We start from the raw sequence: 14,625 nt of genomic DNA, 5'->3' as shown, positions 1-14,625 counted from the left end.
CGCATGATATTTGATTGGGGGTTACTCAGATGGCAATGCTGAATTGCTCGTTAGCTAGAAATAACTCATGCAAAGCCTGATCGGGGGCGATACTTTGCGTGGGGCGCGATAGCTTAGATTCTTTCGCCCATACTTAATTTTATCGTTTCTAATAACAGGCTTTGCCCTTATTGATTTTTTTCTATGAAAAATAAGGAGCTGAAAGCTATGAGTACACCATTTATTAGAAACCACCAATATAATTTGATTAAAAGACAAGCGGAATTTGTTCGCAAAACCGTGCAATCCGCCGCGGATCGCAGGGTCCTGGAGACTGTTAGATACAGTGCTGCAACAAACATCGTTGAAGCATTTACGGATCTGACAGAGAACCAGCAGCAAATGCTGGAGCAAATCTCGTCGCTGGAGACAACAGACGATTTTCAACGGTATATGAAAGCATTAGAACCATATCTGGAGTTGTATCCATCGATTACGTTGAAACAAATTCAGAAGTTATTTCCGAAGAACAAAAAGATGAAAATGCCTGATCTACAATCCATTGATTTTCGATATGTAACGTACCTGAGCTGGGTAGATATTGCGACGAACAAATTATTCGTTGTATATCCGTTCGAAGGACAGTTTATCGGTATTGAGGGAAGAATAACGCCGACACACAAGAAAGGGTACTGCCTATTCTGTAATCGGCATCAAGAGCTGGCATTCTTCACGGTCAAGACCAAGAACGCTTTACCGGATAATTATTCTGCGATTGGTCAATATGTTTGTATGGAGAACCAAGGATGTAATCACAGCATTACCAATACAGAATCGCTGGAGAAGTTCATTCTCTCCGTTCGTAAATAAGGTTATATTAAGTAAAGGCTGCCTGCAAAGGCGGCCTTTTTTGCTTATGCTTTCATTCCTCAAGGATACTCAGAAATCATTGGAAAAAGAGGTTGATAATTGTTAACATGTAATCATACGGTGTGTAAATGGAGAAGAGGTAGGAAATTGGAAATCAAAGATCGTCCGAAGATAACAATCCCCAAAACGTTACTGGAAAAAACTTTAGATATCACAACCATCATTTTATTTATTATTGGCATTATATACTGCTTGCAACAATGGATGACCTTACCGGATCAGATACCGATTCATTTTAATATGAAGGGGGAGCCTGATGGCTGGGGAGGAAAGTGGGGAGTATGGCTGCCCTTAGTCATTGGGCTTATTTTATGGATTGGGCTTTCTCAACTGGAGAAGTATCCTCATACGTATAATTACCTCAATTTGAATATGGAGAATGCGAAGAGACAATATAAAAACGCACGGCTCATGATTAATCTGATGAAGACGGAGATATCTATATTTTTTATTTATATCAGTTGGATGATCATTGAGTTTTCAAGTGCGGATAAAGTCACTCATCATAATTGGTTGCCCGTTGTCATATTCATTATCGTTTTATTTAGTTCCATAGGTTTCTTTATATACAGATCATTTAAACTCAAATAACGTTGGAACTAGGCTCTTATTGAAGAGGTGAAACAGAGCTATGAAACTCATAAAGGAGAAATGATATGACGGTCGTTGGAATATTGGGGACAATTCATAATCAAGAATTAAGAGAAAAATATAATAGTTCTCTTACCTTGTATGAGGATCTGATTACAGAATTCAACCCGGATATTATCTGCGGTGAAGTGCATCCCCAGAGTTGGATGAAGTATATCAAGGATAAACAGGATAAGGGATATTGGGGTGAGCCAGCCAGTGAGTATTGGGAGCTTATCTTCCCATTATGTGAAGAACGGAATATAGAGTTTGTGCCTATTGACTGGTTTGAGTTAGATGTCTGGAATGATTTTGATCCATTTAACGGCTTCTTAGAAGAGCAGCGTGAAGCGTTGGAGAAGATCGACGATGAATGGTTTGCTAAACAAATGAATACACATGACGTTGGATCGATTCCCTTTAACTCGGATGCGTTTGATAACATGACCAAACAAAAATATGAATGGTTGGATCAGATTAATCCAAAAGCAAATAACTTTAGATGGATCGTACGAAATCAGATCATGATTCAACGTGTGAAGAACACGTATCATTCGAATCCGGGTAAGAAAATTCTATGTGTTGTGGGAGCAGATCATAATTATATTTTCAAAGAGGAATTAATTAATGAGCCTATTGAATTGGTATATCCATTACGATAGTTCAATTAATAGACTATAACCTTCAGGAGGTTTATTCCATGATCAGATTGTGCAACAGTATGGACGCAGATGCAATGGTTGAGATCATTAATGATGCAGCAAAGGCATACCAGGGTGTAATTCCTGAGGATCGCTATCATGAACCCTATATGCCATTGCAAGAATTGAATCAGGAAATCCGTGATGGCGTCGTATTCTGGGGCTTTGAAGAAAATAATAGATTATGGGGCGTTATGGGAATTCAGGATAAAGGTGATGTTGCTTTAATCAGGCACGCATATGTAAGAACTCACCAACGGGGGAGCGGAATAGGCACAAAGCTGTTGGCTCATCTGGTGGCATCAACCGACAAACCGATATTAATAGGAACCTGGGATTCCGCAGAATGGGCTATAAAATTCTATTTGAAAAATGGTTTTACCCTAGTTTCATCGGATGAGAAGAAGCAGTTATTAACTCAATACTGGAACGTTCCTGAAAGACAAATCGAAACCTCTGTCGTTTTATGTTACAAGAATTGGAGCGCTGTTGGAATGTAAGAGCATTTTTCCCGAGGCTTATTTCCCGAGGCTTAAGAATCACTAAATGATGGGAGGTGCTTGAATGCTTTATCATTTTAGCGAAGTTTCAGATATCCAAATCTTTATTCCGAGGGAGAAACAAAACAGAGCTGAATTTCCTGCAGTGGTGTGGGCCATTGATGAAGAGCATGAATATTCATATTACTTTCCAAGAGATTGCCCGAGAATCATTTGCAAAAAGACAGACTCGATAAGTGATGAGAATAAGGAGAAGTTTTTCAAACATTCTAATGCGGATATCATCGTTACGGTTGAAAGTTCATGGTATCCGAGGATTATGAATCAGATCATGTACAGATACCATTTCGATGACACCAATTTTGAACTCTTTGATCCAACGGCGGGATACTACATTTCTTATCAGGTTACAAAGCCTCTACATATAGACCGCATGGGTTGTTTAATGGAGAGATTATTTAAGAAAGGAATCGAACTCAGATTTACTCCAAATCTGTATCCACTGAGAGAGGCGATACTTACATCGGATTTCAAAGAATTTGGAATACATAGATTCAATAACGCAACTAAAGTTTAGAGCGAACTTGAGTGGCATAGGGGGGATTTCTATACAGTATCCAATAGTAGTATTAGATTTGGATGGAACATTACTCAACACAGATAAACAAATTTCGAAACGGAATTATGAGGCAATGGTGACATGCTCTAAACAAGGGATCAGATTTATCTATGCTACAGCACGTCCACCAAGAGCAGTAAGGTTGCTTTTACCTGAGGAATTGCTCCATAGCGGTTCTTTTATATATTACAATGGAGCATATATCCACTGCAATTACACTGGTATTCAACAATATGAGCACATAGACCCTGTGATCACTGCTGAATTAATAAATTATGGCATGGAGAATAACAAGGAACTGGGTTTAAGCCTTGAAGTGGAGGATCAATGGATTAGTTTCAAAGAATATGATTATACAACGCTTATGAGAGTTAAAGAAAACCCAACGATAAAATCATTAGAAGAGCTCAAAGGTATTGCTGCAACAAAAGTACTTTTTACGGGTTTCAAGGATATAGATTTTCTCAGAGAGAAGTTTGCATCTAGATTAAATGTTTTGGTTACAGACGGTGGTAATCTTGTTCAAATCTCATCAATCAAAGCCTCCAAAGAAAATGCATTGAAAATTTTGTGTAAGGCAATGAAAATAAAAGTTGAAGATGTAATGGTTTTTGGTGATGATTTTAATGATATCGGGCTTTTTGAAATATGTGGCTGGTCGGTAGCCATGGGTAATGCAATTGAAGAGTTGAAGATTCTCTCGAAAGAGATCACTGATACGAATGATTCTGACGGAGTTGCGAGAGTGTTGGAACGGATGTTGAGTTGAATGATTTTGAAATTTGGGATGAACGATATCAACCTGATTATCCCGATAATGAGATTGATTTGTTCGTAGCGTTGCAGTAGTTATAGGCTTTTTTACGATACAGAATCATTTATTTCGTATATAATAGAAATTCATATGAGTCTGTATAACTACATAACATCGCGAGGTGCACCAATCTTATGCCAACCATCCATGACTTTAGCGTAACCAAAACGAGTGGAGAACGTTTCCCGCTCTATCAATACGAAGGAAAACCTGTACTGATCGTAAATACAGCGAGCAAGTGCAAGTACACACATCAGTTCGACGACATGCAGAAGCTTTATGACCGATATAAAGAGCAAGGGCTTCAGATCATTGGTTTCCCGTGTAATCAGTTTGCGGAGCAAGAGCCGGGAAGCAGTGAAGAGGCGGAGTCCTTTTGTCAAATTAACTATGGTGTGAAATTCCCCATGTTCTCCAAGATGGATGTCAATGGAGAAGCGGCGCATCCGCTGTATGACTTTTTGAAAAAGTCGGGACCTTTTGCAGGCTTTGATGAGTCAGATGTGCAAGCGAAACTGCTAAAGCTGATGGTGGCGGACAAAGCACCGGAATGGTTGCATGGTGATGCGATCAAGTGGAACTTTACGAAGTTTCTGATTGATGCCGAAGGGCATGTGGTTAAACGTTTTGAACCTGTTGATTCGATTGACGAGATCCAGGCGAGTATTGAACAGCTACTGTAATTTATCTTTCACATTCCTAAAGGGCCATGACACGTACCGTGCAAACAAACGGATATGTGCATGGCCTTCTATATTTCAAAAGTCTATCCAGTACTATCCGACATGATGTGAAACGGGTAAAATGGTAAGAAACCTCTCCAGAACAGGAGGTACTTGAACGTGCCAAGTGTAATGCAATTTAGTGGTCCATTGGAATATAGCTATCGCTCTACCAGCACGTACGACCCTGGAGCATCGGACGGATTTCATTCGCATCCACAATATGAGGTGTACTATTTTCATGATGGTGAATGCACCTATCTGATTGGAGATCGAGTCTACAACCTTGAACCGGGTGACCTGGTCCTGATGCATGGCATGACCCTTCATCGGCCACATCCAATGCCAGGCAAACCTTATGTGCGAACGACGCTGCACTTTGATCCCTCGGCCATCCGCAGCAGTCTGCACCCGGACCGGGTGAGCGAAGTGTTAAAGCCGTTCGAAGAACTGAGAAACTGCCGGATCAATCTGACAGGCAATATTCGCTCCGAATTCGAAGCCTTGCTGTTGAGTCTGCATCAGCTTACCGTGAATTCGGGGGATTTCAAAGAGGAACGCATGAACGTTCGTTTATGTGACCTACTGTATGTTATAGCTGGAATCTGCCGAGGCAGGGTCGAGGACCACCTTCCCTCTTCCGAGAAGGAGCGGCATGTACAGCATATCATTGCTTATGTCGAAACTCATTATATGGAGGACATTGGGCTGGATGATCTGGCAAGTGAGCTTCATCTGTCCAAGCCTTATTTGGCCGGATTGTTTAAAGAAATGACGGGTAGTACCATATTTAAATATGTGTATGACCGTCGCATTAATCAGGCCAAGCTGTTATTCCAGTTCCAGCCGGATATCAGTGTGACAGAGGCCAGCCGGTTGGCAGGGTTCAAACGTTTATCCCATTTCAGTCGAATGTTCAAACAAAGTGTAGGGTGTGCACCAGATCTGTACCGTAGTCGATTACATCGTTCGTTTGATTAATGTAGCGTACGGATCAAAAATTTTACATGCTGCACAGCCTGAGGAGGTTACTGAATGCAATCAGAACAACCATTCAAGCTTGATTACCGAATTGGATCAGCCGATGCCGATTACAGATCACAATGTCGTCCATCTGCTTTACTGGAGCATATGCAGTTGGCAGCAGACCGCGATTTAGCAGGTATGGGAGTTACCGTATCGCAGATGCTGGATCAGGGATTGGGTTGGATGCTATTAACGACAGATGTCACGATCATACGCCCAGCCCGATTGGAAGAAGAAGTATCCTTGCAGACGTGGCATAAAGAAAATAAAGGTGTGACATGGTTAAGGGATTATATCCTTACAGATCGAGAGGGAACACATCTGGCTGAGGCTCGTACAGCTTGGGCGTTGGTCGATCTGAAGAGACGCAGAGTCGTCAGACCTTCAGCTTTACCTTTTGAAGTGAAATCGCATCCTGATTTATCCTTAGGTGAAGCCCCTGCTAAAGTGACGGTCCCTTCTGAACTCAGCTTGCAGGAACAATATCGTTTAACTGTACAATACAGCAGCACAGACAGTAATGGTCATATGAACAACGCCCGATATGCAGACGTATGTTGTGATGCATTAACACTGGATGAACTGGCTGCAGGTATGATCCGTCTGCAAATTTCATATCATCGTGAGATTCGTTTGCAGGAGCAAATGATTGTTGAGCGTTCAGAGGTTACAGAGGGAGCTGTGTGGGTCCGAGGAAGATTGGCTGAAGAGAATGAGAGTATTATTTTTGAAGCCAAATTAAGTCTCGCAGACTCAACCGTTTCGCCCAGTAATCAATAAAATGGAACTGAATACAAGTAGATGAAGTCAACCAGTCCGTTCTGGTTGGCTTTTTTCTATTTTACCTCCTGATGCAGATATAGATGCACCTGTTACGTTCATCGCATATTTCGCGCCGTGTTTAGAAGGCAGACAGAAAAGGTAAAAGAAGGGTAAATGAAAAAAATGAAAATTGAGGAGGAATCACGAATGAAAGAGCGCACACCGGATCAAAATAACGAGGATACACACAAGGATCGTTCCCATGATAATCCGGAGCAGTATCCGACAGAGCAAGAAAGTTTGCTTGACCAGCATGAAGAAGAGCAGACCGTGGACCCCATTCCGATGGAAGATCTGAATATGGAGAAGCAGGAAGAGAAGAATAAGGATCAGACCAAGAGCAATTCGTCATCGGAAGAGAAATATCGAGCAGATTATCGCGAATCGCATTGATCAGAATCAATTCAATTGCTGTTAAAAATGAGTACTTAATTCCCCCTATTCAAAAGGAAATGACTAAATGTACATTTAGTGAAAATAAAATAGTTTGTTGACTAATGTATGTTACTATATTATAGTTACTGTGTTGGCAATTTAGGAAATACCATTTTGGGAGGCGAATATTTATGTCTAAATCTTTCTTTGAAGCGTTGAAAAACAGAAGATCTTATTATGGAATCAGCAAGGAATCCACAATCTCGGATGCTAAAATCCAGGAAATCGTGGAAGAAGCGGTAAAATACACTCCGACTTCATTCAACTCACAAACATCTCGTGCCGTAGTATTGCTCGGTGAACAACACGACAAACTGTGGAATCACACGGAAGAAATTTTGCGTGAAGTGGTTGGCAATGCAGAAGCTTTCCAATCCACAGCTGAGAAAATGGCTGGATTCCGCAGCGGATATGGTACAGTACTCTTCTTCGAAGACAACAATGTGATTGCGCAGCTACAACAAAATTTTGCAGCTTATGCGGATAACTTCCCGATCTGGGCGAACCAATCTAACGGTATGTTGCAACTGGTGATCTGGACTGCTTTGGAACAAGAAGGTCTGGGCGCTTCCCTGCAGCACTATAACCCGTTGATTGATGAGAAGGTCAAACAAGAATGGAACATTCCAGAGAACTGGAGACTGATCGCTCAAATGCCATTCGGCAAACCAACATCAACTCCAGGTGAGAAAGAATTCCAACCGATTGAACAACGTGTAAAAGTACACAAGTAAGACTTTCGCTTGAAGCCAAATGTGACCTCGATTCATAAAAAAATTGAGGAGCACTGGTTCATCGAATTTCCCAATATTTAACCACATACGGCCTCGCTTCAATTTGATACGATGATGTAGATCGTACTCCAATGAAGCGAGGCTTTTTGATGTGAATAATAGAATAAACAAACGTACCCGGCGAAAGCTATGGAATGCTATTTTGTGCGGTGTACTAGTGATAGGATCAATCTCCATCGGTGAATCCACAGCTCAGGCAGCAGCGACACAGCAGGGGTTCAAGGATACAACCTCCAGTTATGCCAAGGATGCGATTGCACATCTCGTCAAAGCAGGAATTGCTGCTGGAACCTCCGAGAATACGTTTGAACCCAAAAAGGCAGTCACTCGTGCTGAATTTGCAACATTTGCTGTGAGACTGCTAGGTTTGAAACCTGTTAAAAACAATATTAATCCTTATAACGATGTTAGCATGAGCGCTTGGTACTACGGTAACGTTGCAGCCATGACCAATCTTTCCATACTTGAGGGCAAGAGTCAGGGCGTGTTCCAGCCAAACGCCTCCATTACTCGGGAAGAAGCGGCTGCACTGCTGGTGAGGATGCTGAAACAATCCTCCAAATCAACGAACCTTCTCTCATCCACGTATGACGATGCAGCTAAGATATCCGAATGGGCGCGTCCTTATGTGCAGACTGTATATCAGCTTGGTTTGATGCGCGGCAGTGATGGCAAGTTTCGCCCGCATGACCAAGTGACCAGAGAAGAGGCAGCAGTGATGCTGGATGCCATTTTGCAAAAGAAAACCTGGTCAGATCAGCTGAAAAGCGAGGATCAGCTTGGTATTCAGCTAGGATGGCAATATAACGCCTCTACAGCTGAGTTCAAGAAACAGATTGAACAATCGGAAGCAAATACACTGGTTCCCCGTTGGTTTTTCCTGAATAGCAGCATGAAAATCACAGATCTTACGGACACGTCGCTATTATCCTGGGTAGTTGCTACAGACCGACAGATATGGCCATTGCTAGGCAATCGTTCGAACCCGGACCTTACTCACCAGATGTTATCGAGCTCAGCCAACCGGGCTTCAGTGATCTCACAGGTCACCTCTTTTGTGAAAACATATAAACTGGATGGCATTAACGTGGATTTCGAAAACGTACTGCCAGCTGATCGTGAAGGAATGACTGCATTTATTACTTCCCTGACAACGGCTTTGCACACACTGGGCGCTGTTGTATCCGTGGATGTATCACCCGACCTGGGGACAGACTGGACCGATGCATTTGATTATGCGCAATTGGGCGCCGTATCGGATTATATGGTACTGATGGGATATGAGGAGCATTGGAACGGTGATCCGCAAGCAGGTTCTGTGGCCTCTCTCCCTTGGATTGAAAAGGCTCTGGACACGATGCTCGCTGAGGTAGTTCGCGCCAAAACAATTCTGGCTCTACCCTTATATACACGGGATTGGTCTTCCGTTAATCCGGCAGCCAGTTCATGGGATATCACCCTGGCAGAACAGGGAACTCGTGCACGAGCTTCAGGTTCCGTGAGACGATGGGATGCAGATCTGGTCCAATATGTCATCGGCTATAACAGTAACGGTTCGCCGAGATATATATGGGCAGAGGACAGTCGTTCATTGTCCGCGAAAGTAATGATGAGCGGAGAGCGTAATATTGCCGGATTGGCCTACTGGTATATGGGCGGAGAGACGGCAGATGTATGGAATGCCATTTCGAACGCTTCACGATTTGAATCATACATTTTCTAAATTCCGAAATTATAATTCTTTCTTAAACCGACCCAAACACACCGTTATTCAGACGGATGGTTTGGGTTATTTTATTTTGGTAAAAGCTAAGTTGTAACGGATTACGTTTGATTTTGGTTGAACGGTGTAAATGGATAGAAGGATAGTGAACTGTCCAATAACATATAAGAGATAGAAGCATAGGAGGGAGATGGAGCATGCGAGAGTATGATTGCATTATAGTAGGTGGAGGACTCGCAGGACTTCAGGCAGCTATTCAGATGGGGCGTTACTCTTCTCATCGGGTGTTGGTAGTGGACGCAGGAGAAGGCAGATCAACGTTATGCCGAACCTATCATAATATTCTTGGTTTCCCCGATGGAGTATCCGGTGAAGAGCTGCGCTCCAAAGGCAGAATGCAGGCTGAGCAGACTGGAGTAAATTTTGAGAAAGACCGTATCATTAAGGCAGGACGCCGGGGAGAACAGATTCAATTGTTCGGTTCTTCCGGCTCTGAATATATGGCGAAAACAGTCTTACTGGCAACCGGACTTACGGACAGGATACCAGCTATTCCGGGATTGAGGCCTACGTTGGGACGAACTGTATATGTGTGCCCGGACTGCGATGGATATGAGATTCAGGATCAGCGCACGATATTGCTGGGTGCAGGCGAAGCCGGTGCAAATATGGCTATGGTTTTGATTCAACGTACCAATGAGTTGTTGTATATCAACCATGAGCAGTCGCCAATCTCCGCTGAGCTTCATCGAAGTATGAAAGAGGCAGGAGTTCGTTACCTTGAGGCCGCCGTCCAAGAAGTGCAACAGATGGAAGATGGCCATATTACGGGTGTGCTGACGGAAGATGGACAGATTTTTGAGTCAGAGCGTGGATTTGTTGCGTTTGGAGGCAATCGTGTACATTATGAACTGGCAGAGCAGCTTGGAGCCGTCATCGCGGATAATAAACACGTGGAAGCCAACGCGCGAAGCATGCAGGCCGCGCCTAATGTATGGATTGCCGGAGATCTGGGCTTGCACGCGGAACAAGCTACGGTTGCCATGGGCGAAGGTTCGATTGCCGCGATCTGGATTCACAAGGCATTGCAACAGATGAAAAAGGAAAATAAGGTGAAGCAGATCTAAAAGCAAATTAAAATGCAGATGGTGAAAAGCCCCATTCATAGAAAAAACAATATAAAAGTCCCCCGACCGTTGTGACTAAGGTTGGAGGACTTTTTGCGTTGTACGCAAGCTGTTTGCAAAAGGAGGGTCTGAATTTATTTGCTGTTTGTATCGCGGGTCTCGGCCCTTTTGCCTTTGTGAGGATGGGTGATATTGTCTACGATTTCTCCTACGGCTTCTTCAATCATGTCCGTTGGGCCGGGATTGTTCGGGTCGGGTTGAATAATTGTATTCACACCAGGCTGTAGATCTTTGTTTTTTCGTTCTTTTTTATGTTCATTCATGGAAAATTCCTCCTTATTCAGGTATGTTTAAGGTGTTCCTTAACATATCCAATCCTTGTAATGTATATGTAAACGATTAACCAATCAAATCAAATTGAAACGTTAGGTGTTAGGGGAGGAGGAGTTCATCTGTTCAAAAAAACGAGCATGCTCCTGTTACTTCTGATTTTATGTGTGTGGACATATTGGAGAACGGATAGCGATGATCAGAATCCGTATTTGATTACCGACTACAGCCGCCTTCATCCGGTTAAGGTTGAACGTGTGGTCGAAGGTCATGAAGAGCAGCAGCTCGTTGAACTGCTTCAGGATGCCCGAGAGCGGAACCTAACGATATCGATTGCCGGGCAGCGCCATAGTCAGGGAGGACACACTTATTATAAAGACGGCATTGTCATAGACATGACCTCGTATAACAAAGTGCTGGAAGTCAATATCGATGCCAAAAAAGTGCGTGTGCAGGCTGGGGCGACCTGGGCTGAAGTACAGCGAGCCATTAACCCATATGGGTTGGCAGTCAAAAATATGCAGTCCCAAAATATTTTCACCGTAGGCGGATCTATCAGTGTAAATGCACACGGTCGAGAGCTTCAGCAGGGTTCCTTGATTGAAAGTGTCGATTCCTTTCATCTCTTGACGGCAGATGGTCAGATTCGGCAAGTGAGTCGCACGGAGAATGCAGAGCTTTTCCAGCTTGTACTTGGGGGTTACGGACTGTTTGGCGTGATTTTGGACGTTACGTTGACGTTAACGGATGACGAAGTCTATCGTCTCACAACTGAGCAGGTGCAGGTTGAGGACTATCCGTCTTATTTTCAAAAGAATGTCCTGGGAGACCCGATGATGCGTATGCATCTGGCCCGAATTTCAGTTCAGCCCGGTAGAGGCTATTTTCGCGAGATGTACGCTTTGAATTATGCCTCTGATCCAATGGCTTCACTGGATGATTATGATCATCTGGATGAAAGTGAAAGAGGCGTACTCACCAGCAAACTTCTGTTCAACCTGAACCGTGAATTCAAATGGGGGCGGGCCTGGTTTTGGCCGCTGCAACAGCGGTACTTCGAGTCACAGGATGGCAAGAGGCTCAGCCGCAACAATGCGATGGCTTCTGCGTCTGCCTTCATGGAGTATCATCAGCCGGGTGAAAATGATCTGCTGCAGGAATATTTTATTCCGGTGGATGCCTTCCCCGCATTTGTTCAGCAGATAGGAGAGATTGTATCCCAGGAGCAATTGGATCTGCTTAACATTACAGTCAGGTATGTGAAACATGATGAAGAAGCTGTGCTTTCCTATGCAACGCAGGATATGTTCGGTCTTGTCTGTTTATTTCACGCTTCATTGTCCGAGGCAGAACAAGAGAAGTTCAAGGGTAGTATGCAGCAACTGATAGATGCCGTCCTTCGATATAACGGAACATATTATCTGCCCTATGCAGGTTATGCAACTTCAGAGCAATTCGAACAGGCCTATCCACGAAAGAATGAGTTTTTTGCAGCCAAAGAAAAGGTGGATCCGAATCATTTATTTATGAACTATTTTATGGAGCAGTATGGAGGAAATCATCCATGAATATCAAGTGGCTTGTTCGATCTCAAAGTATAGTTACGCTCGCTTCGGGCATGATTTATCCGTATTATCTTTTGTTTCTCAAAAATCTGGGTAACAGCTTCTCCAAATATGGGCTTGCCTTTGCCGTATTTACAATCAGTTCGGCTGCTGCTTCGCAATGGCTCGCTCCCCGGATGGATCGACACGCCAAGCAGTGGCTCATTGTAAGTTCGGTGGGGATGGCCGCAGCCATGATTGCATTTCCGTGGGTCATTTCCTACATCTGGGTGCTGCTGCTGCAAATGATGATGGGGACATGCAATGCGATGCAGCGAATGAGTGAACGGGTGCTGCTCGCCGATTATACGGTGGCTGGGCAACGGGGCCCAGCTGTAGGTAACTATCATTTCTGGACATCTGCTGCTTCAGGATTTGCGGTTATTGTTGGCGGTGTGCTGATTGATTGGCTGACGATCGATGTATTATTTTATCTGAGTGCCATGCTGTATATGTGGGGAGCTCTGGCAGTATGGCGATTACGAAGCATTTCTGAGGAAGCAGCTGATGGCTAAAGGATAGAAATGGTCTGATTAATCTCCAGCGAGAAGTTTATATTATAGATAACCTGGTATGATTAAGCATTTTGCTTACATTCCACAAAGCGAGTATTCTCAAGGAGGTTTTTCAGATGAATGAACAAAATCATGTTATCCATAAAGATGGACAAGTTTCAACCGACAAGGTAGACAATGCGATTGATAAGATTGCGCCGGAGGAACGGGAACAGATTTTACAGAACTTTGATGCCTTTAAAGGATATCTGGGCAAACGAATTGCAATGGGAGAATCGATTGGACTGGGTGAGGAGCAGATGGCCAAAATCGCTGAGAAAGTAGCCGACTATTTGGCAGCCCGGGAAGAGCCGCGTAACCGTGAAGAGAAGTTGCTGCAAGAACTGTGGAATGTCGGGAAAGAGGAAGAGCGCCATATGCTGGCTCATATGCTAGTGCGTCTGGCACAAGGTTCAGCCCCGAATCATTAAGATTGAGCTGAAATTAAAAGCTAAGCCAATAGAGACTCTGGATGCCATGGCATTCAGGGTTTCTTTTTGATGACACCTATTGTAACTATTTTTCATCTGGCTGATACTTTTGCAGTGTGTACACCCAGTATGATAGGGAGAGTAAAAGAAAGATTAAATATTCATATGAGCGTTTGAAGAGAAAGCCTTCCGGTTAAGGAATAGTAACGTTCATAATAAGGAGAGATGCTGCCTATGAAGAACGCGGCGAAACAATGGAAATTACGAATGCTGGGTGCGGCTGTTGCATTGCTTGGCATGATTGTGCTTGCTACATATTTACTTACACCAGCGAACGCTGAGGAGAGCACGGACTCTATACAGGCTTCTGCCAAAGCGCAGGCTGCAAACTCCGAGATGTTTACAGCGTATGTGGAAGACATACAGCATGAGAATGGTAAATTGTACTTGATTGTAGACAAGATTGGCTGGTACCAAGGTGCAGAGGCTGATAAAGTTTTTGAACAACGCAATCCGGGCTCTGGTATAGATGGTGCTCCTGATGGTTATTATATTGTCAATGACAGCAAAGAGCAGGAAAAGGTAGAAGTAAGTGCTAATGCTGAAGTGTTGATGCAGTTATATGATCGCGATGGTACAGTGTCGGGCACCACTATTCAATGGAATGAGTCAGTGGCGCTCAGCAAATTCGAATCTTTGTATGACAATACCAATATTCTTGATCTGTCCGTATTCCCGTATCACCTCACTGTACAGGACGGAAAAGTGATCAAAATTGTACAGCAATACATTCCATAAAAGTAAATCAAAATTAAACGGTTAAGCATTCCTCCGGTTCCATTGAACCGACAGGGATGCTTTTTGGTTATGACAAATTCATGAAG

Annotated in this window: 18 protein-coding genes; 17 read left to right on the top strand and 1 reads right to left on the bottom strand. The window is 43.4% G+C overall.

What is annotated here, in order from left to right; genetic code table 11:
• Window positions 1-207 precede the first annotated feature (207 nt).
• The 13 genes from gpAD87_RS14210 to gpAD87_RS14150 all read left to right on the top strand — a co-directional run bounded on the left by gpAD87_RS14210 (window position 208) and on the right by gpAD87_RS14150 (window position 10,822).
• Window positions 208-849 (top strand): FusB/FusC family EF-G-binding protein, encoded by a 642-nt coding sequence (locus gpAD87_RS14210; RefSeq protein WP_064638947.1) that lies wholly within the window; start codon window positions 208-210, stop codon window positions 847-849.
• A 147-nt stretch (window positions 850-996) separates the two neighbouring features.
• Window positions 997-1,500: a DUF1648 domain-containing protein gene (locus gpAD87_RS14205; RefSeq protein ID WP_082935134.1), complete on the top strand. Its 504-nt coding sequence runs from the start codon at window positions 997-999 to the stop codon at window positions 1,498-1,500.
• Between the two features lie 65 nt (window positions 1,501-1,565).
• Entirely contained in the window at window positions 1,566-2,201 is a 636-nt protein-coding gene (locus gpAD87_RS14200; RefSeq protein WP_064638946.1) for a hypothetical protein, read from the top strand.
• 59 nt (window positions 2,202-2,260) lie between these two features.
• The gene (locus gpAD87_RS14195; RefSeq protein ID WP_231952569.1) at window positions 2,261-2,740 is read left to right on the top strand and encodes a GNAT family N-acetyltransferase; all 480 of its coding nucleotides are present in this window, start codon (window positions 2,261-2,263) and stop codon (window positions 2,738-2,740) included.
• A 64-nt stretch (window positions 2,741-2,804) separates the two neighbouring features.
• Window positions 2,805-3,317: a DUF6886 family protein gene (locus tag gpAD87_RS14190; protein WP_064638944.1), complete on the top strand. Its 513-nt coding sequence runs from the start codon at window positions 2,805-2,807 to the stop codon at window positions 3,315-3,317.
• Window positions 3,280-4,128: an HAD family hydrolase gene (locus gpAD87_RS14185; protein ID WP_331710883.1), complete on the top strand. Its 849-nt coding sequence runs from the start codon at window positions 3,280-3,282 to the stop codon at window positions 4,126-4,128. The genes gpAD87_RS14190 and gpAD87_RS14185 overlap by 38 nt, the downstream gene beginning before the upstream one ends.
• Before the next feature lie 179 nt (window positions 4,129-4,307).
• Window positions 4,308-4,856 (top strand): glutathione peroxidase, encoded by a 549-nt coding sequence (locus tag gpAD87_RS14180; RefSeq protein ID WP_064638943.1) that lies wholly within the window; start codon window positions 4,308-4,310, stop codon window positions 4,854-4,856.
• Between the two features lie 159 nt (window positions 4,857-5,015).
• On the top strand, window positions 5,016-5,876 hold the full coding sequence (locus gpAD87_RS14175; protein WP_082935132.1) for an AraC family transcriptional regulator: 861 nt from the start codon (window positions 5,016-5,018) through the stop codon (window positions 5,874-5,876).
• Window positions 5,877-5,930: 54 nt separating this feature from the next.
• Window positions 5,931-6,701: an acyl-[acyl-carrier-protein] thioesterase gene (locus tag gpAD87_RS14170; protein WP_064638942.1), complete on the top strand. Its 771-nt coding sequence runs from the start codon at window positions 5,931-5,933 to the stop codon at window positions 6,699-6,701.
• A gap of 189 nt (window positions 6,702-6,890) precedes the next feature.
• Entirely contained in the window at window positions 6,891-7,136 is a 246-nt protein-coding gene (locus gpAD87_RS14165) for a hypothetical protein (RefSeq protein ID WP_064638941.1), read from the top strand.
• Between the two features lie 173 nt (window positions 7,137-7,309).
• Window positions 7,310-7,912 carry a nitroreductase family protein gene (locus gpAD87_RS14160; protein ID WP_064638940.1) on the top strand — a complete coding sequence of 201 codons (603 nt, stop codon included), beginning with the start codon at window positions 7,310-7,312 and terminating at the stop codon, window positions 7,910-7,912.
• A gap of 217 nt (window positions 7,913-8,129) precedes the next feature.
• Window positions 8,130-9,695, top strand: a complete 1,566-nt coding sequence (locus gpAD87_RS14155) for an S-layer homology domain-containing protein (RefSeq protein ID WP_231952567.1) — start codon at window positions 8,130-8,132, stop codon at window positions 9,693-9,695.
• 197 nt (window positions 9,696-9,892) lie between these two features.
• Window positions 9,893-10,822: an NAD(P)/FAD-dependent oxidoreductase gene (locus gpAD87_RS14150; protein ID WP_063563306.1), complete on the top strand. Its 930-nt coding sequence runs from the start codon at window positions 9,893-9,895 to the stop codon at window positions 10,820-10,822.
• A 134-nt stretch (window positions 10,823-10,956) separates the two neighbouring features.
• Here gpAD87_RS14150 and gpAD87_RS14145 read toward each other — a convergent pair whose 3' ends face one another.
• Window positions 10,957-11,145 (bottom strand): hypothetical protein, encoded by a 189-nt coding sequence (locus tag gpAD87_RS14145; protein ID WP_064638939.1) that lies wholly within the window; start codon window positions 11,143-11,145, stop codon window positions 10,957-10,959.
• A 147-nt stretch (window positions 11,146-11,292) separates the two neighbouring features.
• Between gpAD87_RS14145 and gpAD87_RS14140 the strand changes: the two genes are divergently transcribed.
• The 4 genes from gpAD87_RS14140 (at window position 11,293) to gpAD87_RS14125 (ending at window position 14,539) form a co-directional block, all read left to right on the top strand.
• On the top strand, window positions 11,293-12,720 hold the full coding sequence (locus tag gpAD87_RS14140; protein ID WP_064638938.1) for an FAD-binding oxidoreductase: 1,428 nt from the start codon (window positions 11,293-11,295) through the stop codon (window positions 12,718-12,720).
• Window positions 12,717-13,271: an MFS transporter gene (locus gpAD87_RS14135; protein WP_064638937.1), complete on the top strand. Its 555-nt coding sequence runs from the start codon at window positions 12,717-12,719 to the stop codon at window positions 13,269-13,271. Before gpAD87_RS14140 ends, gpAD87_RS14135 begins: the two co-directional genes overlap by 4 nt.
• 116 nt (window positions 13,272-13,387) lie before the next feature.
• Window positions 13,388-13,741, top strand: a complete 354-nt coding sequence (locus tag gpAD87_RS14130) for a DUF3243 domain-containing protein (protein ID WP_063563310.1) — start codon at window positions 13,388-13,390, stop codon at window positions 13,739-13,741.
• Between the two features lie 234 nt (window positions 13,742-13,975).
• Window positions 13,976-14,539, top strand: a complete 564-nt coding sequence (locus tag gpAD87_RS14125; RefSeq protein WP_064638936.1) for a hypothetical protein — start codon at window positions 13,976-13,978, stop codon at window positions 14,537-14,539.
• Window positions 14,540-14,625: the final 86 nt, after the last annotated feature.

This window comes from Paenibacillus sp. AD87, from assembly GCF_001659845.1.
GTDB lineage: Bacteria > Bacillota > Bacilli > Paenibacillales > Paenibacillaceae > Paenibacillus > Paenibacillus marchantiae.
This window is presented reverse-complemented; position numbering and strand designations above follow the sequence as displayed.

Coding starts and splice junctions, on each gene's coding strand:
- gpAD87_RS14210 (WP_064638947.1), top strand. CDS start 208: ATGAGTACACCATTTATTAGAAACCACCAATATAATTTGATTAAAAGA.
- gpAD87_RS14200 (WP_064638946.1), top strand. CDS start 1,566: ATGACGGTCGTTGGAATATTGGGGACAATTCATAATCAAGAATTAAGA.
- gpAD87_RS14195 (WP_231952569.1), top strand. CDS start 2,261: ATGGACGCAGATGCAATGGTTGAGATCATTAATGATGCAGCAAAGGCA.
- gpAD87_RS14190 (WP_064638944.1), top strand. CDS start 2,805: ATGCTTTATCATTTTAGCGAAGTTTCAGATATCCAAATCTTTATTCCG.
- gpAD87_RS14180 (WP_064638943.1), top strand. CDS start 4,308: ATGCCAACCATCCATGACTTTAGCGTAACCAAAACGAGTGGAGAACGT.
- gpAD87_RS14170 (WP_064638942.1), top strand. CDS start 5,931: ATGCAATCAGAACAACCATTCAAGCTTGATTACCGAATTGGATCAGCC.
- gpAD87_RS14165 (WP_064638941.1), top strand. CDS start 6,891: ATGAAAGAGCGCACACCGGATCAAAATAACGAGGATACACACAAGGAT.
- gpAD87_RS14160 (WP_064638940.1), top strand. CDS start 7,310: ATGTCTAAATCTTTCTTTGAAGCGTTGAAAAACAGAAGATCTTATTAT.
- gpAD87_RS14150 (WP_063563306.1), top strand. CDS start 9,893: ATGCGAGAGTATGATTGCATTATAGTAGGTGGAGGACTCGCAGGACTT.
- gpAD87_RS14145 (WP_064638939.1), bottom strand. CDS start 11,145: ATGAATGAACATAAAAAAGAACGAAAAAACAAAGATCTACAGCCTGGT.
- gpAD87_RS14140 (WP_064638938.1), top strand. CDS start 11,293: ATGCTCCTGTTACTTCTGATTTTATGTGTGTGGACATATTGGAGAACG.
- gpAD87_RS14135 (WP_064638937.1), top strand. CDS start 12,717: ATGAATATCAAGTGGCTTGTTCGATCTCAAAGTATAGTTACGCTCGCT.
- gpAD87_RS14130 (WP_063563310.1), top strand. CDS start 13,388: ATGAATGAACAAAATCATGTTATCCATAAAGATGGACAAGTTTCAACC.
- gpAD87_RS14125 (WP_064638936.1), top strand. CDS start 13,976: ATGAAGAACGCGGCGAAACAATGGAAATTACGAATGCTGGGTGCGGCT.